The 16,826-nt window shown below is 71.3% G+C and carries 16 protein-coding genes and 1 tRNA gene; 7 read left to right on the top strand and 10 right to left on the bottom strand.

The window, feature by feature from the left end; all coding sequences use genetic code 11:
* Positions 1–142 precede the first annotated feature (142 nt).
* The gene (locus tag AB0I98_RS20685; RefSeq protein WP_362943742.1) at positions 143–1,870 is read left to right on the top strand and encodes a S8 family peptidase; all 1,728 of its coding nucleotides are present in this window, start codon (positions 143–145) and stop codon (positions 1,868–1,870) included.
* A 35-nt stretch (positions 1,871–1,905) separates the two neighbouring features.
* On the top strand, positions 1,906–2,469 hold the full coding sequence (locus AB0I98_RS20680) for a hypothetical protein (RefSeq protein WP_362943739.1): 564 nt from the start codon (positions 1,906–1,908) through the stop codon (positions 2,467–2,469).
* A gap of 81 nt (positions 2,470–2,550) precedes the next feature.
* On the opposite strand, the gene mshC is transcribed toward AB0I98_RS20680, so the two are convergent.
* From mshC to AB0I98_RS20660, 4 genes are all read right to left on the bottom strand, one after another.
* Positions 2,551–3,780: a cysteine--1-D-myo-inosityl 2-amino-2-deoxy-alpha-D-glucopyranoside ligase gene (gene mshC, locus AB0I98_RS20675; protein WP_362943736.1), complete on the bottom strand. Its 1,230-nt coding sequence runs from the start codon at positions 3,778–3,780 to the stop codon at positions 2,551–2,553.
* Positions 3,781–3,899: 119 nt separating this feature from the next.
* A complete protein-coding gene (locus AB0I98_RS20670; RefSeq protein WP_362943733.1) occupies positions 3,900–4,721 on the bottom strand; it encodes an SCO1664 family protein in 822 nt (273 codons plus the stop codon).
* The gene (locus AB0I98_RS20665) at positions 4,685–5,275 is read right to left on the bottom strand and encodes a DUF3090 domain-containing protein (protein ID WP_301978567.1); all 591 of its coding nucleotides are present in this window, start codon (positions 5,273–5,275) and stop codon (positions 4,685–4,687) included. The genes AB0I98_RS20670 and AB0I98_RS20665 overlap by 37 nt, the downstream gene beginning before the upstream one ends.
* A gap of 99 nt (positions 5,276–5,374) precedes the next feature.
* Positions 5,375–6,061, bottom strand: a complete 687-nt coding sequence (locus AB0I98_RS20660) for a histidine phosphatase family protein (RefSeq protein ID WP_362943731.1) — start codon at positions 6,059–6,061, stop codon at positions 5,375–5,377.
* A 62-nt stretch (positions 6,062–6,123) separates the two neighbouring features.
* Between AB0I98_RS20660 and corA the strand changes: the two genes are divergently transcribed.
* Positions 6,124–7,122: a magnesium/cobalt transporter CorA gene (gene corA, locus AB0I98_RS20655; RefSeq protein ID WP_362943728.1), complete on the top strand. Its 999-nt coding sequence runs from the start codon at positions 6,124–6,126 to the stop codon at positions 7,120–7,122.
* A gap of 9 nt (positions 7,123–7,131) precedes the next feature.
* On the opposite strand, the gene AB0I98_RS20650 is transcribed toward corA, so the two are convergent.
* Both AB0I98_RS20650 and AB0I98_RS20645 read right to left on the bottom strand, forming a co-directional pair.
* Positions 7,132–7,920 (bottom strand): ferritin-like domain-containing protein, encoded by a 789-nt coding sequence (locus AB0I98_RS20650; RefSeq protein ID WP_362943725.1) that lies wholly within the window; start codon positions 7,918–7,920, stop codon positions 7,132–7,134.
* Positions 7,921–8,140: 220 nt separating this feature from the next.
* Positions 8,141–9,196, bottom strand: a complete 1,056-nt coding sequence (locus AB0I98_RS20645; RefSeq protein ID WP_328367642.1) for an LLM class F420-dependent oxidoreductase — start codon at positions 9,194–9,196, stop codon at positions 8,141–8,143.
* A 119-nt stretch (positions 9,197–9,315) separates the two neighbouring features.
* Here AB0I98_RS20645 and AB0I98_RS20640 point away from each other — a divergent pair, with 119 nt between their 5' ends.
* On the top strand, positions 9,316–10,299 hold the full coding sequence (locus tag AB0I98_RS20640; protein WP_362943722.1) for an aldo/keto reductase: 984 nt from the start codon (positions 9,316–9,318) through the stop codon (positions 10,297–10,299).
* Positions 10,296–12,476, top strand: a complete 2,181-nt coding sequence (locus AB0I98_RS20635) for an ATP-dependent RecD-like DNA helicase (RefSeq protein ID WP_362943719.1) — start codon at positions 10,296–10,298, stop codon at positions 12,474–12,476. The genes AB0I98_RS20640 and AB0I98_RS20635 overlap by 4 nt, the downstream gene beginning before the upstream one ends.
* A 90-nt stretch (positions 12,477–12,566) precedes the next feature.
* Here the strand turns inward: AB0I98_RS20635 and AB0I98_RS20630 are convergent, their stop codons facing one another.
* Positions 12,567–13,313 (bottom strand): hypothetical protein, encoded by a 747-nt coding sequence (locus tag AB0I98_RS20630; protein ID WP_362943716.1) that lies wholly within the window; start codon positions 13,311–13,313, stop codon positions 12,567–12,569.
* A gap of 47 nt (positions 13,314–13,360) precedes the next feature.
* Here AB0I98_RS20630 and AB0I98_RS20625 point away from each other — a divergent pair, with 47 nt between their 5' ends.
* Positions 13,361–13,549, top strand: a complete 189-nt coding sequence (locus AB0I98_RS20625) for a DUF5703 family protein (protein WP_005485166.1) — start codon at positions 13,361–13,363, stop codon at positions 13,547–13,549.
* Positions 13,550–13,617: 68 nt separating this feature from the next.
* Here AB0I98_RS20625 and AB0I98_RS20620 read toward each other — a convergent pair whose 3' ends face one another.
* The 3 genes from AB0I98_RS20620 to AB0I98_RS20610 all read right to left on the bottom strand — a co-directional run bounded on the left by AB0I98_RS20620 (position 13,618) and on the right by AB0I98_RS20610 (position 16,260).
* The gene (locus AB0I98_RS20620; RefSeq protein ID WP_362943714.1) at positions 13,618–14,439 is read right to left on the bottom strand and encodes a chaplin family protein; all 822 of its coding nucleotides are present in this window, start codon (positions 14,437–14,439) and stop codon (positions 13,618–13,620) included.
* A gap of 116 nt (positions 14,440–14,555) precedes the next feature.
* Positions 14,556–14,789, bottom strand: coding sequence for a chaplin ChpH (chpH, locus tag AB0I98_RS20615; protein ID WP_362943711.1), 234 nt, complete (start codon positions 14,787–14,789; stop codon positions 14,556–14,558).
* A gap of 145 nt (positions 14,790–14,934) precedes the next feature.
* Positions 14,935–16,260, bottom strand: coding sequence for a M20/M25/M40 family metallo-hydrolase (locus tag AB0I98_RS20610; protein WP_362943708.1), 1,326 nt, complete (start codon positions 16,258–16,260; stop codon positions 14,935–14,937).
* A 187-nt stretch (positions 16,261–16,447) separates the two neighbouring features.
* Between AB0I98_RS20610 and AB0I98_RS20605 the strand changes: the two genes are divergently transcribed.
* Positions 16,448–16,532: transfer RNA gene (locus tag AB0I98_RS20605), tRNA-Leu, on the top strand.
* The last annotated feature ends 294 nt before the right edge of the window (positions 16,533–16,826 follow it).

The following is a 16,826-nucleotide window of genomic DNA, read 5'->3' as shown; positions in this document are numbered from 1 at the left end:
CCAATTCAACTTGTTTCAAACCCAGTTGGCGAACACGGGGGTGGACGAGTCGCCGTGGGAGTGCTTGGTTGTCCCCCGTACCCGTACGACTCGGCACCATCCGCTACTTGGCATCCGCACGGACCGAAGGGAGCGGTACCCGATGACCGACCAGGTACATCCGGCGCAGGGCCCGGGGGCATCCGGGCCGGGGCCCGACGGAGCGGGCTTCACCTATCGAGGAGCCGAGCAGGAACTGATCGTCGTCGCACGGCCCGAGGCCCGGCTGCGCGCCCAGACCGAGGGCGTCCACTCGGCCGCGGGCGCCGATGTGACGGCCCTCAACATGTTCCTCAGCGACGAACAGCTCGCCCTGGAACCGCTGTTCGGCAGCGAGGAACGGCTCCAGCAGTCGGCCGCCGCAGGTCCTCAGGACACTCCTGACCTCGCGCTGTTCTACCGCGTACGCGGCGGCGAGAGCCGCGCACAGGAGCTGCGCTCACGGATCGCCGCGCTGCCGGGGATCGACACGGCGTATGTGAAACCCGGCGCCGTGCCCGCCTCCCTGCAGAGCGCCGAGGAGAACCGGCGGCTGAAGGAAGGCGCCCCGGTCACACCCGACTTCAGCAGCAGGCAGGGCTACTTGCGCCCGGCGCCCGAGGGCATCGACGCGCACTGGGCCTGGCAGCGGCCCGGCGGCACCGGCCAGGGCGTGACCGTGATCGACGTCGAGGGCGCCTGGCAGCTGGGCCATGAGGACCTCGCCGCCAAGCTCGCCGGCGTCGTCGTCGGCACCCCGCTGACCGACGTCGCCTGGCGCAACCACGGCACCGCCGTGATCGGCGTGATCGGCGGCGACCGCAACGAGTACGGCGTCAACGGCGTCGTGCCCGACGCGGTGACCGCGGCCGCGTCCTTCCACGGCATCGGCACCGCGGCGGCGATCCACGCCGCCGCCGACCGGCTCGCGCCGGGCGACATCGTGCTGATCGAGCTCCAGCGCCCGGGCCCGCGGCTGGACTTCGCCGAGCGCGACGACCAGAACGGCTACGTCGCGCTCGAGTGGTGGCCGGACGACTACGCGGCCATCCGCTACGCCACCGCCAAGGGCGTCCTCGTCGTGGAGGCCGCCGGCAACGGCGGCGAGTCCCTCGACGACGCCGTCTACGAGCGCCGCCCGGACGAGTTCCCGGAGACCTGGCGCAACCCCTTCAACCCCTCCAACCAGTCCTCCGGCGCCGTCCTGGTCGGTGCGGGCGCACCGCCGCCCGGCACGCACGGCCGCGATCACGGCCCGGACCGGTCACGGCTCGCGTTCTCCAACTACGGCGCCCGGCTGGACGCCCAGGGCTGGGGCCGCGAGGTCACGACCACCGGCGGCTTCTGGGACCGGCCCGGCGATCTGCAGGGCGGGCCCGAGGAGATCGCCTGGTACACGGACACGTTCTCCGGTACGTCCGCCGCCTCCCCGGTGGTGGTCGGCGCGCTGGCCGCGCTGCAAGGCATGCTCAAGGCGGCCGGTCAGCCCCCGATGGCACCGGAACGTGCCCGTGCGGTGCTGCGGGCCACGGGTTCCCCGCAGCAGGACGCACCGGGCCGGCCCGCATCCCAGCGGATCGGCAGCCGGCCCGACATCAAGGCGGCGGTGACGCAGTTGCTGCCGCAGGCGGTCGGCTCGGGCCGGGCCGAACGGTACTGGGACGAGTTGCTCCCGTACCCCCGTGAACTCCCGCCGCGGCTCCGGCTGTTCGTGGCCGGCGCCTGGCGCAACCTGAACCACCCGTCCCCCGACATCCGCCAGGCGGTCCACACCGCCTTCGCGGGGGGACGGCCCGATGTCCGAGTGTGGTTCTCGGACGACGAGATCGTCGGCCTGGTGATCACCGGCTGACGCAGCCCATCACATCAAGGGAAGGTGACACCCGTATGAGCACCACCCCGCAGATGAGTCACATGGGACTACAGCAGGGCCAGCAGTTCCCCAGCACATCGCCGTACCAGCAGCAGCCGTTCGGGCAGCAGCAGGGCTACGGTCAGCAGCAGCCGTACGGCATGGGCATGAGCGGCTCGCTGGAGCAGCTCCAGCAGCTCGGTCAGCAGCAGCCGTACCAGCAGTTGCTGCAGCAGCTGGGCCAGCAGCAGCAGTTCGGTCCCCAGCAGGACCAGCAGGCTCAGCAGGCCGAGCAGCAGGTGCAGCAGCAGTTGCAGCAGGTCGCGCTGTCGGCGGTGCAGCAGGTCGTCCAGCAGGTGCAGGCGCAGGCCCTCGCCTCCGGTGTGGCGAACGGCTTCATCGACATCGTTCACCCGCTCCAGGGGCAGCCGCACCAGATCTTCCTGCGCATCAACAACCAGTTCCGGGTCCTCAACAACCCGAACCCGCAGATCCACCAGCAGATCCAGCAGGCCTTCGCGTTCGGCCACCAGGTCATCGGCATCTGGGACACCCAGTCGCCGAACGTGCTGCGCAGCGTACGGATCCAGCGGATCTGACGCGCGTCTGAGCAAGCACAAGGGCGCCTCCTCCGGCAAGGAGGAGGCGCCCTTCCCTACGTGATTACAGGCCCTACGTGATTACAGGGCCACGCCCAGCAGAGCGTCCACCGCGCGCGATACGACGCCGGGGGCGCCCTCGTCCGTGCCGCCCCGCTCCTGCTGGAGCGCCGCCCAGCGGTCGACGGCGGCGAGGGCGGCCGGGGCGTCCAGGTCGTTCGCCAGGGCCTCGCGGATCTCCGCGACCAGCGTCTCGGCGGGCGGTCCGTCGGGGCGGGAGACGGCGGCACGCCAGCGGTCGAAGCGCGCGAGGGCGTCCTGGAGGACCTGGTCGGTCCACTCCCAGTCGGCCCGGTAGTGGTGGGCGAGCAGGGCCAGCCTGATCGCGGCCGGGTCGACGCCCTCGCGGCGCAGGGTGGAGACGAAGACCAGGTTGCCCTTGGACTTCGACATCTTCTCGCCGTGCAGCGCGACCATGCCGGCGTGGACGTACGCCTTGGCCATGGGGAACTCGCCGGTCAGCACCTGGGCGTGCGAGGCGCCCATCTCGTGGTGCGGGAAGGCGAGGTCGGAGCCGCCGCCCTGGATGTCGAAGCCCATGCCGAGGTGGTCCAGGGCGATGGCGACACACTCGATGTGCCAGCCGGGCCGTCCGCAGCCCAGCGAACCGCCGTCCCAGCTGGGCTCGCCCTCGCGGGCGGCCATCCACAACATCGGGTCCAGCGGGTTCTTCTTGCCCGGCCGGTCGGGGTCGCCGCCGCGCTCGGCGGACAGCAGCCGCATGGCGGCCGCGTCGAGGCGGGAGACCTTGCCGAAGTTCGGGTCGGACTCGACGGAGAAGTAGATGTCCCCTTCGAGTTCGTACGCCGCCCCCGCCTCCCGCAGCCGCTCGACGAGCGGCACGATGCCGGGTATCGCCTCGACCGCGCCGATGTAGTGCTGCGGGGGCAGCATGCGCAGGGCGGTCATGTCCTCGCGGAAGAGGGCGGTCTCCTTCTCGGCGAGGGCGACCCAGTCGATGTCGTCCCGCGCCGCCCGCTCCAGAAGTGGATCGTCGACGTCGGTCACGTTCTGGACGTAGTGAACCTGCCGCTTCGTGTCGAGCCACACGCGCTGCACGAGGTCGAACGCGTTGTAGGTCGCCGCGTGACCGATGTGGGTCGCGTCGTACGGGGTGATGCCGCAGACGTAGATACGGGCGACGGGACCGGGGTCGAGGGTGACGAGCCCATCGGTCGCTGTGTCGTGGATCCTCAGGTCGCGGCCCTTGTCAGGCAGGGCGGGGACCTCGGAAGCGGGCCAGGCATGCATGTCATGAGCCTAACCGGACGGAAGTTCCATATTCGAACCGGACCAGGCCGGGTGGCCGGTGGCGCACTCTTGCGGAACGCCGCCGGACGTGCCCGTTGTTCCCCTGTACCGGCGCGCCCCTACACCGGCGGCCACGGAATGGCAGGCCACTCGCCGCTCGGCGCCGGATGGACCCCCGAGGTGAGCAACGCCTCGACACGCGCGCGCGTGGCGTCGAGTTCGGCGCCGGTGATCAGCCCGGCCAGACGCTCCGCCAGGGCTCCGCCGTCCCCCAAGGCGTCCTTGAGGCCCTTGAGGACGTCGACGGCCTCACCGGTGAGCGGCTCGCCCGCCCACCCCCACAGCAGCGTGCGCAGCTTGTTCTCGGTGTTGAAGGTCACGCCGTGATCGATGCCGTACAGCCGGCCGTCGGCGGCCGGCAGCAGATGACCGCCCTTGCGGTCCGCGTTGTTGATCACGGCGTCGAGGACGGCGAGGCGGCGCAGCCGTGCGTCGTCGGCGTGCACCAGCAGCGCCGTCTTCCCGTCGCCGACCTCGGCGAAGCCGATCGCCTTCCAGCCCTCCTCCGGCTCCTCACCGTCGACGAGGGCGAGCAGCTCGCTCTCCTCCGGTTGCGCCTCGATCCACAGCTGGACCATGCCCTCGCCGTACGGCCCGTCGCGCAGCACGGTGGTGGGCACCAGGCCCCATCCGGTGGCCTCGGAGACCTCGTACGCGGCGACCTCGCGCCGGGCGAGGTTGCCGTCGGGGAAGTCCCACAGGGGACGCTCGCCGCGGACTGGCTTGTAGACGCAGTAGGCCTCTTCCCCCTCGTGGGAGACGGAGCAGTACAGCACCGCGTTCGAGGCGTCCCGGATCTGCCCGCGGACCGTGAGCTCACCCCGGGCGAGCAGCTGCGCCGTGGTCACGCTCCGCGGCGGTATCCGTTCTGGCGCGGACATACGTGTCCTTCCGGGTCGAGCGGGAGGCTGCACAGCGGGCACGGCGGCCGCCCGGCGTTGACGACGTCCAGGGCGCGCTTGGCGAACGCGCGGGCCTGGGCGCCGGTGAGCCGGACCCGCAGCATCGGGGGCCCGTTCTCCTCGTCCTGGAGCAGCCGCTCCTCGGCCTCGGCGAGGTCCTCCTCGGAGTCTGCGTCCAGCTCCACCAGGGCCTGCGCCTCGACGATCATGCGCTGTTCCTCGCCGTCCCAGGCGAGGGCCATGGTGCCGACGCGGAACTCCTCCTCGATGGGGGCTTCCAGCGGGGCCGTGTCGGCGACTTCGGTGGGCGCCACGGCAGGGACGGCGGCGCTGCCGCCACTGCGTCGTACCACCTCGTCGAGCAGCTCGTCCATGCGCTCGGCGAGCGCGGCGACCTGGGTCTTCTCCAGAGCCACGCTGGTCACCCGGGATCCTGCGATGGCCTGGAGGAAGAACGTACGGCGCCCGGGCAGTCCGACCGTGCCGGCCACGAAGCGGTCCGGCGGATCGTAGAGGAACACCTGACGGGACACGTCCTGTCTCCATTGGAATCGACATCGGGACCGGCCGCTGCGGCCACCGGAACTTGCGTCAGGGCCGCCTCGACCGCTTCACCCTACTGCGGTTGACGATCACGGTGCGCCCGCATCGCCCCCGACCCGGGCCTCTCCTGACGGGGGTTCCGCGCGCGGCGCAAGGGAGGCGAAATCCCCGGTGTCACCGAGGCGAACGAGAAACGGCCTGAGACGGGTGTAACGGATCGCGGTGATGGAACACGGCTCTACGGAGATCCGCTGGAAGAGGTCGAGATGGAGTCCGAGCGCGTCCGCCACGAGGGACTTGATGAGGTCGCCGTGCGAGCACATGACATAGACGGCGTCGGCGCCGTGGTCGCGCTCCACGCGCGCGTTCCACTCGCGCACCGCCTCGGCGGCACGGGTCGCCATGGCCCGCATCGACTCACCGCCGGGGAACTGCGCCGCCGACGGATGCGCCTGCACGACCTCCATCAGCGGCTCGTCCATCAGCTCGGCGAGCTTGCGCCCGGACCAGTCGCCGTAGTGGCACTCCCCGATCCGCTCGTCGGTGTGCGCGGTCAGTTCCGGCCGGGCGTCCAGCAGCGGCCGTATCGTCTCCTGGCAGCGCTGCAGCGGGCTGGTGACGACCTCGGAGATCGGCAGCTCGGCGAGCCGCCCGGGCAGCGCCGAGGCCTGCGCGGCGCCGCGCTCGTCGAGGGCGACCCCGGGCGTCCACCCGGCGAGCAGTCCCTCGGTATTGGCGGTGGATCGTCCGTGCCGGACAAGGATCAGCGTGGGCATGCGGCCAAGGGTAGGCGTCCATCCGGGTGCGGTCCGGGGCGTGAGGCGGGAGAATACGCTCCGTGATCGTCGACTGCGCCATCTACCAGGACGGGATGCGCGCGGAGGGGCCGCAGGACCTCTCCGACGCCCTGGCGCAGTGCCGGGTGGGCGGGGACGCGTTCGTGTGGATCGGGCTGTACGAGCCGACGGAGCGCGAGTTCGACCAGGTGACCGAGGAATTCGGGCTGCACCCGCTGGCCGTCGAGGACGCCCTGACCGCCCACCAGCGCCCCAAGCTCGAGGTGTACGACGACTCGCTGTTCATGGTCCTCAAGCCGGTCGCGTACGAGCCCAAGAGCGACAACGTCACCTCCGGCGAGGTCATGATCTTCATCGGCGACTCGTTCGTGGTGACCGTGCGGCACGGCGAGGAGGCCCCGCTCACGGCGGTACGCAAGCGGCTGGAGGCGGAGCCCGAGATGCTGCGGCACGGCCCCACGGGGGTGCTGTACGCGATCTCGGACGCGATCGTCGACCACTACGTGGACGTGGCGGGCGAGCTGAGCACCGACCTGGAGGAGCTGGAGGCGGAGGTGTTCTCGCCGACCGGCGGCGGCACCCGGCACACCGCGTCCCGCATCTACAACTTCAAGCGGCAGATCCTGGAGTTCCGCCGGGCCACCGGTCCGTTGGCCCAGCCGCTGGAACGGCTCGCGGGCACCGGCCTGTTCGGTCTGCGGGTGCCCTTCGTGTCCGAGAAGGCGCAGCCGTTCTTCCGCGACATCAACGACCACCTGATGCGCGTGAACGAGTCCGTCGAGGGCCTGGACCGGCTGGTGTCGGACATCCTGTCGGCGCACCTGGCCCAGATGAGCGTCCGGCAGAACGACGACATGCGGAAGATCTCCGCGTGGGCGGCCATGGCCGCGGTCCCCACGATGATCGCGGGCGTCTACGGCATGAACTTCGACCACATGCCGGAGCTGCGCTGGGTGTGGTCGTATCCGGCGCTGATCCTGGCTATGGCCGCCCTGGAGGTCTTGCTGTACCGGCTGTTCAAGAGCCGGGGCTGGCTGTAGGCACTGTTCCTAGGCGAACTCGGGGGCAGAGGTGGCGGGGCCGCCGAGTGCGTCGCGGCGTTCCGGCATCTTCAGGCTGACCATGCGGCGCCAGCCGGCGATCCGCTCGTAGGCGTAGATCGCGTGGATGCCCGCGGCGAGCAGCGCGGCCTTCGGCTTCGGCCAGCCGAGGATGCGCCCCATGTGGGACATGACGGCGAGGCTGACGTCCCGGTAGATCCGGATCTCGGCGAGCGCGCACTCCCGCAGCGTCCGCTGGATGGCCCGGCCGTGCCCGGCGTGGGCGAAGCGCAGCAGTTCCTCATGGCAGTAGGCGAGGTGGTTGTCCTCGTCGTTGGAGATCATCTTGACCGCCCGGCCGAGGTCGGGGTGGTCGGCGAAGTGCTTGCGGAGCAGCTCCATCTCCTCGGAGGCGCGCTGCTCGGTGACCCGGCTGTGCGAGAGGTAGGTGACGATGTCCTGGACGGTGAGCGGCTCGTCGCGCTTGAGCTTGTCGTGCGCGAGGCCGATGCCGTTCTTCTCGAGGAGCATGGTGTAGTCGGTCTCGGGCGGTACGGGGACGGGGTCGAGGCCGCGCTTCTTCATCAGGGCGTTGAAGATCCGCCCGTGCTTGTCCTCATCCGCGCCATGCCGGGTGATCTTGGGGGCGAGTGCGCGCTCGCTGTCCGGAACGAGCGCGGCGATACGGGCGTTCTCCCAGCCGCCCTGTGACTCCCCGCTGGCGGCGATGGAGCAGAACAGGCGGAAGGACTCGTCGTTGTCGAGGATCTCCTGGAACAGACTCTTGGCCGAAAGCATCGTGCGCACCTCTCTGCAGGATTCCGCAAAGAACGAGTCAAATGCGGTGCGAGGGACGCTGCAACAGCTGTGTCGGACAACTCCGCCAAAAGGATGACCCCGGGCTCCGCCGAGGGCGTAACCGCGGGGCCACGCGCGCGTTGTGCTGCGTGACGGCCGTGGCGGGGAAGACCCCCGAGCCCCCACCACGGCCGCAGAACTTCCCCCCAGCGTGACGCCGTTACGCCAGCCCGGCCCGTTCCAGCGCCTCGGTGCCGGCCCGCAGCGAGGCGAGCCGCTCGTCCAGCGTGAAACCCGCCGGGTTGAGGGACAAAGTGGTGACCCCGGCGGCGGCGTAGGCCTTCATCCGGTCCGCGATGCGATCGACGGAGCCGAGCAGCGTGGTCCGGTCGATCAGCTCGTGCGGTACGGCGGCCGCCGCGCCCTGCTTGTCGCCGGAGAGGTACTTCTCCTGGATCTCGGCGGCGGCCTGCTCGTAGCCCATGCGCCGGGCAAGCTGGTTGTAGAAGTTCTGCTTGGCGCTGCCCATGCCGCCGACGTACAGCGCGGTGTACGGGCGGAAGGCGTCGGCCAGCGCGGTCACGTCCTTGTCGGCACCGACCGCGAGCGGCAGCGTCGGGCAGACGTCGAACCCGTCCATGGTCTTCCCGGCCTTCTCACGCCCGGCCCGCAGATACTTGATCGCGGTGTCCTCGAGGTGGTCGGCGGAGGGGAAGATGAGCAGGGCCCCGTCGGCGATCTCACCGGTCTGCTCCAGGTTCTTGGGGCCGATCGCGGCGATGTACAGCGGGATGTGCTCGCGCTCCGGGTGCACGGTCAGCTTGATCGGCTTGCCGGGGCCGCCGGGCAGCGGCAGCGTCCAGTGCTCGCCGTCGTACGACAGCCGCTCCCGCGTCATCGCCTTCCGTACGATCTCCACGTACTCGCGGGTCCGGGAGAGCGGCTTGTCGAACTTGACGCCGTACCAGCCCTCGGAGACCTGCGGCCCGGAGACGCCGAGGCCGAGCCGGAAGCGGCCGCCGGAGAGCGAGTCGAGCGTGGCGGCGGTCATGGCGGTCATCGCCGGCTGCCGGGCCGGGATCTGGAAGATGGCCGAGCCCACGTCGATGCGCTCGGTCTGGGCGGCGACCCACGTCAGCACCGTGGCCGCGTCCGAGCCGTACGCCTCGGCGGCCCAGCAGACGGCATACCCGAGCCGGTCGGCCTCCTTCGCGACCGCGAGATTGTCCGCGTCCATTCCGGCGCCCCAGTAGCCGAGGTTGATCCCGAGCTGCATGGCGGATTCCCCTTACCGATCAGTAACGTCCCTTGTCCGGAGACCTTAGCGCGGGGGTGCGGAAACTGGTCATCCACAGGCCCCCACATGACAGGTCGTGGCCAGTAATCTCGGCGTCCATGGAGCAGAGGCATCTCGGCCGCACCGGCCTGCGCGTGTCCCGCATCGGGCTCGGCACCCTCACCTGGGGCAGGGACACCGACGAGCACGACGCCGCGGACCTCTTGAAGACGTTCTGGGAAGCGGGCGGGACGCTCATCGACACGGCCGACGTGTACGGCGACGGGGAGGCCGAGTATCTGCTCGGACGCCTCATAGAAGGCCTGGTCCCGCGCCGGGATCTGGTCATCTCCACGAAGGCGGGCAGCGTGCCCGACCCGGATGTCCGCGTCGACGGCTCTCGCGGCCATCTGCTCGCCGCGCTCGACGCCTCGCTGGCCCGGCTCGGCACGGACTACGTCGACCTGTGGCACATCCACGCCTACGACCCGTTCACCCCGCTGGAAGAGACCCTGCAGGCCCTCGACATGGCGGTCAGCAGCGGCCGGGCGCGTTATGCGGCCGTCTCCAACTTCTGCGGCTGGCAGCTCGCCAAGGCGGCCACCTGGCAGCTGACGGCACCGGGCGCACGGACCCGGCTGGCCGGCACGCAGCTGGAGTACTCGCTGCTCCAGCGCGGCGTCGAACGCGAGGTGCTGCCCGCCGCCCTCGACCTCGGCATCGGCCTGCTGCCCTCCTCCCCGCTCGGGCGCGGAGTCCTGACCGGCAAGTACCGCAACGCGACGCCGGCCGACTCGCGGGGCGCGTCCGAGCATCTGGCGCCGTTCGTCGCGCCGTACCTCGACGACACCGCGAGCCGGATCGTGGACGCCGTGGCGACGGCGGCGGACGGGCTCGCGGTGACCCCGCTCCAGGTGGCCCTCGCCTGGGTCCGCGACCGGCCCGGGGTGTCCGCGCCCATCGTCGGCGCGCGCAACGCGCAGCAGCTCACGGCGGCATTGTCAGTGGAGGCCCTTAGTCTTCCTGACGAGATCTGCCGGGCGCTCGACGATGTGTCAGCGCCCGTGCACCGCTATCCCGATCACGACTGGAGCATGCTGTGAGCACGGAGCCCGAGCCCACCGAGGACGCACCACACGCCGACCCGGGGACCCCGGACGCCGCGCCGGAGGGCACCACCCGGGAGACGGGGACCACAGAGGGCGGGTCGGCCGGGGGCGACGGAGACGCCGGAGGCGAGCCCCAGAGCCAGGGCGATGAAGTCGCTGACGCTGCCAAGTTGTCCGAGGCCGAGGCCGAGCTTGCTGCTCAGCGGATTGAGCGGGAGCGGATCGAGCGTCGGAAGGCTGAGAAGGCGGCGCCCATTACGGCTGGGGCGAAGCTCAGTGGGACGGCCGCCGATCTGCTGGCGGCTGTGCGTGCCGTGGAGAGCGGGGAGAAGCCCGCGGCCACCGTGTTCAGTGAGCCGGAGCCGACGCCCCGTCGCCCCGCTCCCGAGCCGGTGCGCCGGCCGCAGACCGAGGCGGTCCAGGCGGCCGGAGTGGTCGCGGCCCCCGCGGCCGAGGCCGTCGACGCCGTGCGCGGTGTGCTGGCCGACGGCGGTGCCCCGGAGACGCTCGCCCCGCAGGTCGCCGCGGCCCTCGGCGAGAGCGCGGGCGACCTGCTGCGGGCGGACCCCTGGCAGTTGCTGCGAGTCACCGGGGTACGCCCCGAGCAGGCCGACGGGTTCGCGCGGGCGCTGCTCGGCGGCGAGTCCGGCCCGGACGACGAGCGGCGTGGCCGTGCGCTCACCGTCTGGCTCCTGGAGCAGGCGGCCGTGGCGGGACACACCGCCCTGGAGCTGCCGGCGCTCACCGCCGCACTGACCCAGCGGGGCGTGCCGGACGCGGACACCGCCGTACAGAACACCCTCGCGGAGGGCGAGGCCCTGGCCTTCCAGGACGCGTTGGACGACAAGGGCGGCGACGTGGCCGACGAGGGCGACGAGGAGCGGCCGGTCCGGGTTCTGGTCGGCCTGGAGCGGTACGCCCTCGCCGAGGAGAGCCTCGCCGACGGACTGGCCCGGCTGATCAACTCGGTGCCCAAGCAGGACGGTTCGGCCGACGAGTGGGAGCGGGCCGCGTCGGCGGCGGGCTCCGCGGGCGAGTTGATCCGCGCGGTCGCGTCCCACGGTCTCGTGCTGCACACGGGCGGCGAGGCGTCCCTGACCGAACCGGCGGCACTGGTGCGCACGGCCTCCGAACTCGGCCTCCGCGCCTGGGCCGCCACCCACAGCCCGCTGGGCCGCACGCGGTTCGCGGCGCTGCTGGGCGAGCCGGGCGACTCCCGGGTCACCACCGTGTCCGGCCTCCTCTCCGGTGCCGAGGGCCCCGGCCGGGACGCGGACGGCGCTCTGGACCTCGACCTCCTCGTGGTCCTGGACGCTCCGCAGCTGGACGTGGAGACGGCGGCGCTGCTCTCGGAGTCGCTGCCCGACGGGGCGCGGCTGCTGCTGGCCGGGGATCCCGGGGTGCTGTGGTCGGCGGGTCCGGGGCGGGTGTTCGCGGATCTGCTGGCGGCACGGGTCTGCCCGCAGATCGCCTCCCGGCAGCCCGACCCCGGTCCGCTGGGCGAACTGGTCTCCGGAATCGGCATCGGCGAGCTGAACCAGGTGGACTCCCCCGGCAAGGAGCTGGTGATCGTGCCGGTGCGGGACGCGGGCGAGGCCGTGCACCGGACCGTGCAACTCGTCGCGGACTCGGTGCCGCGGGCGATCGGCGTGCCGGCCGAGCAGACCGTCGTCATCACACCGGGCCACGGCGGCGCCGCCGGTACGCGCGCGCTGAACACGGCACTGAAGGAGCGGCTGAACCCCGGCCCCGGCCGGTTCGGCGGCTTCGACCCCGGCGACCGGATCGCCTACTCCCCCGCGCCGGGCCGTACGCTGCCGGGCCAGGTGGTGAAGGCCGACGCCGAGGGGCTGCACCTATCGTGTGCGGGCGCCCCGGTCGTCGTACCGAAGGAGCGGGTGGAGCAGTCCGTGCGGCACGGGTGGGCGCTGACCGCGCACCAGGCCGTGGGTGCCCGATGGCCCGCGGTGGTCGTGGTGCTGCCCGGCGACGCCGCGCAGGCCCTCAGCCGCCCCTGGGTCTACACGGCCTTCGGCCGGGCGGAGCGCCATCTGTCGGTGGTCCACGGCGTCGAGCAGGCGCTCCCGCGCGCGGTGGCCGAGGTCCCGCCCAAGCCCAGGACGACCCGCCTGTCCGTTCTGCTGGCCCCGCAGATCCCGGCGGCGGGCTGACGCGAGGACGCCCGACACGGACGACGGCGGTGGCCGCGGAGGCAGGAACCTCCGTGACCACCGCCGTCGTACCGGACGGTGTTCAGCCCGTCAGCGGTCCGCGTCCAACCGCTCCAGGTCCTCTTCCTCGACCTCGTCCTCGGCCTCGTCGTCCGCCTCGTCCTCAGGCTCTTCTTCGTCCTCGTCCGGGTCGAGTTCGTCCTCGAGGTCGTCGTCCACGTCGTCCTCGATCTCGTCGTCGAAGACGGCACTGACGTCGAACCGGCAGACCACCTGCTGCGGGTCGATCGCCTCGAACGGTGCCTCCAGCCACTCGCCGGGCTCGGCGGGGTCGTCCGCCGCGGTCACCCAGAGCGTGGAGTCGCCCTCCTCCAGCCCGAACTCCTTGTGCCGTGAGGCGATCTCGTCCGGTTCGAACTCGCCGAACAGGAGGCCCAGCGCCCCGTGCACGGTGCCTGAGGCCCCCGGGCCGTCCCTGCCCTCGTCGTCCGCCGCCTCGACCCGCTGGGCCTGCGCCAGCAGCCGCTGCGGTTCCACCACGGCGTAGTCGCGGCGGATCAGCACGCTCAGCGCGTTCGGCTCCTCGGGCCCCGCGTACGGCGGCAGCGCGTCCTCGGTACCGGGGATCTCGAAGGGGGTGACCTCGTCGTAGCGGTCGTAGAGCAGCTCGTCGTACGCCTCGGCGGCCGCGGCGAGCTGGTTGAACGCCTCGTAGACGGTCGGGTCGTCCTCCCCCGACCGGCGTTCGACCGCGGCCAGGTGGCGGTCGAGCGCGGTCTTGACCGCCTCGGCGGCGGCGCGTACCTCGGCAGCGGTGGGCTGCTCAGCATCAGACATAGAGCAGACGCTATCCGTACAGGGGCTCTGCCCGCACAATAGATGCGATGCCGGAATACGAATTTGTCGACGTGTACGTGCCGCGCGGGGTCTCTCGCAAGGACGCCACACGCCTGCTGACGGACCATGCCGAGTACGGACACTGGGAGTTGGACCGCCTGAGTCTGCTGCGGGACGGGAGCCGCAGGGTGCGGTTGCGCCGACGGATCATCCGCCAGGTGCGCGCCACGTGGTGAGCTGAGGCAGGAGAAAAACGGAGCGGGCCCCGCCACGGCGGGGCCCGCTCCGTTTCTGTGCGGTGCCGCTACGCCGAGGCGCGTGCCCTGCGGTAGAGGACCGTGCCCGCCAGCAGTGCTCCCGCGCCGACCGGGAGGACGAGGCCGAGGGGAAGGTCACCGCCGGTGTGGGCGAGCTGGGCGCTGCCCTGCGGCTGGGGGATCGACTGGGCGCCGGGCTGGTTGCCCCGCGCGGAGCCGGTGCCGCCGTCCGGCGTCTCGTCGTCCACGCCCGGCGGTGTACCGGGCTCGGGCTCCACAGGGTTGCCGGGCTGGCCGGGATCGCCCGGCTGTCCGGGGTCGCCGGGCTGTCCGGGGTCGCCGGGCTGCTCGGGGTTGCCCGGCTCGTCCGGATTCCCGGGCGGCGTCTCGTGGTCGCCCCCGCCGGGAGGTGTGCTCGGCTGCCCGCCGCCGGAACCGCCGTTGTTCGCGCAGTCGTTGCCCTTGGTGCCGTTGCCGATGCCGATGATGTCGACGCTGTTGCCGCAGACGTTCACCGGGACGTGGACCGGCGCCTGGACGTGGTTGCCCGAGCCGATGCCCGGGGAGTCCTTGGCGTGGCCGTCGGCCTGCGAGCCGCCGCCGGAGCCGCCGTGACCGCTGTTCCCGCCCTGGTTGACGCACTTGTTGCCCATCGCCGGGTTGAGGAGCCCGACGACGTTGACCGTGTTGCCGCAGACGTTCACCGGCACGTCCACCGGCGCCTGCACCGTGTTGCCCGACAGCACGCCGGGCGAGTGCGAACTCGAGCCGTTCGCGCCCGAGTCGGCGTGTGCGTGGCCGCCGGCGGCGGCGATCACGCCGGTCGCGGCCGCCACGGTCATCAGGCCTTTGCGGGTGACCTGTCTCATTGCTGCTTACCTGCCTTGTCCTGCGTTGTCGACGCGGAAAGACCGGACGGCCCCGGAGCGCCTGGCATGCGCGCTCCGGGACCGGCGGTGTGGACGAGAACCTCAGAGAGGCAGCGTCACTTGTTGACGCAGGTGTTGCCGAAGGCGGGGTTCAGCAGCCCGACGACCGAGATCGTGTTGCCGCAGACGTTCACCGGGACGTGAACCGGCGCCTGGACGACGTTGCCCGAAGCGATGCCGGGGGAGTGCACCGCAGCACCCTGGGCACCCGAGTCGGCAACGGCAAGGCCCGCACCCGCGAGAACCAGACCGCCAGTGGCGGCAGCAGCGGCGACGACCTTCTTGATCATTATTCCTCCTTGTTGGCAATGCGATCCAAAGTCGCGGATCACATCAGCTGTAACGAGGAGGAATTAATAGGGCTACGAGCTTATGGTCGTCTTCACCCTTCCCGGGACATCTCCGTACGGGCGGGCGAATACCGACGTCAATACGTCATGACGCGTCGATGAACCGGTCGAGCACCCTCACTCCGAACTGCAGCCCCTCCACCGGCACCCGCTCGTCGACACCGTGGAACATGCCCGCGAAGTCCAGCTCCGGCGGCAGCTTCAGCGGCGCGAAGCCGAAGCAGCGGACGCCGAGGTCGTCGAAGGACTTGGCGTCGGTGCCACCGGAGAGCATGTAGGGGACGGCCCTGGCGATCGGGTCCTCGGCGCTCAGGGCGCTCTGCATGGCGTCGACGAGCTTGCCGTCGAAGTCGGTCTCCAGCGCCTTGTCGCCGTGCACGTCCTCCCGCTTCACCCGCGGCCCGAGGATCCGGTCGAGGTCGGCGAGGAACTCCTCCTCGTAACCCGGCAGGAAACGCCCGTCGACGTGCGCGGTCGCCTGGCCGGGGATGACGTTGACCTTGTAGCCGGCGCCGAGCATCGTGGGCGCCGCCGAGTTCCGCAGCGTCGCGCCGACCATCTTGGCGATGCCGCCGAGCTTGGCCAGCGTCTCGTCCATGTCCTCGGGGTCGAGCTCGGTGCCGAGCGCGTCGGACAGCTCGTCGAGGAAGGACCGCACGGTCTTCGTGACCCGTACCGGCCAGGTGTGCCGCCCGAGCCGCCCGACGGCCTCGCACAGCTCGGTGATGGCGTTGTCGTTGTTCGTCATGGAGCCGTGACCGGCCGTGCCGTCCACGGTGAGCCGCATCCAGTGCATGCCCTTCTGGGCGGTCTCCACGAGATACAGCCGCAGCTTCTCGTTGACGGTGAAGGAGAACCCGCCGACCTCGCCGATCGCCTCGGTGACGCCCTCGAAGAGGTCCGGGTGCTTCTTGACCAGGTGCTTGGCGCCGTACGTCCCGCCCGCCTCCTCGTCCGCGAGGAAGGCGAGGACGATGTCGCGCGGGGGCTTGCGTCCGCTGCGCAGCCGGTCGCGGACGACCGCGAGGGTCATCGCGTCCATGTCCTTCATGTCGACGGCGCCGCGGCCCCACACGCATCCGTCCGCGATCTCGCCGGAGAAGGGGTGGTGGGTCCAGTCCTGGGCATTGGCCGGTACGACGTCGGTGTGTCCGTGGATCAGCAGCGCGGGCCGGGAGGGGTCCTCGCCCTCGATCCGGGCCACCGTGGACGCGCGTCCCGGGTGGGATTCGAAGATCTGCGGTTCGAGCCCCACCTCGGCGAGCTTCTCGGCGACGTACTCGGCCGCCTTGCGCTCGCCGGGACCCGAGTGGTCGCCGTAGTTGCTGGTGTCGATCTGGATGAGCTCGCGGCAGAGGTCCACGACCTCGTCCTCGCCGGTGACGCTGCTGGCCGTGTCCGTCCCGCTCACGCTGCTTCCTCCCACTGTCACTGCTGGTGGTCCCCCCACATCCTCCCTCCCCCGCCGGTCCGCCCCAAGACCCCGCCCGCCCCGTCACACGCCGTTCACGCGGCGACAGGGGGTGATCGGCCACCCTCCGGAGCCTGGTAATGTTTCCTTCGTCGCCGCGGGGGAACCCCCGCACGACATACACCTTGTCCGGGTGGCGGAATGGCAGACGCGCTAGCTTGAGGTGCTAGTGCCCTTTATCGGGCGTGGGGGTTCAAGTCCCCCCTCGGACACACTCTGAAAACCCCACTCCATGTGGGGTTTTCTGTTGTCCGCCACCGCTGCCGGACACGCTCCGCGATCAAGTGTGTGCCATCTCTCGCCGGGCGGGCAGACACCGAGGTCACAGCACCCGGCCACCCTCCCCCGGCACCCCGGACAGCTCACCCATGTGGCCGCAAGGTAACGCGGAGACTAACGTCGGACTAAAATTTCCGGCTTGTCGGAGCTGGAGCCGGACAACCCCAGGCAAACCTGCGGGCCCACCAGCGCCCCGGAGGCTTCCGGGATCGAGACGCGAGGACCCG

This window comes from Streptomyces sp. NPDC050211, from assembly GCF_040656035.1.
Classification (GTDB): Bacteria; Actinomycetota; Actinomycetes; order Streptomycetales; family Streptomycetaceae; genus Streptomyces.
This window is presented reverse-complemented; position numbering and strand designations above follow the sequence as displayed.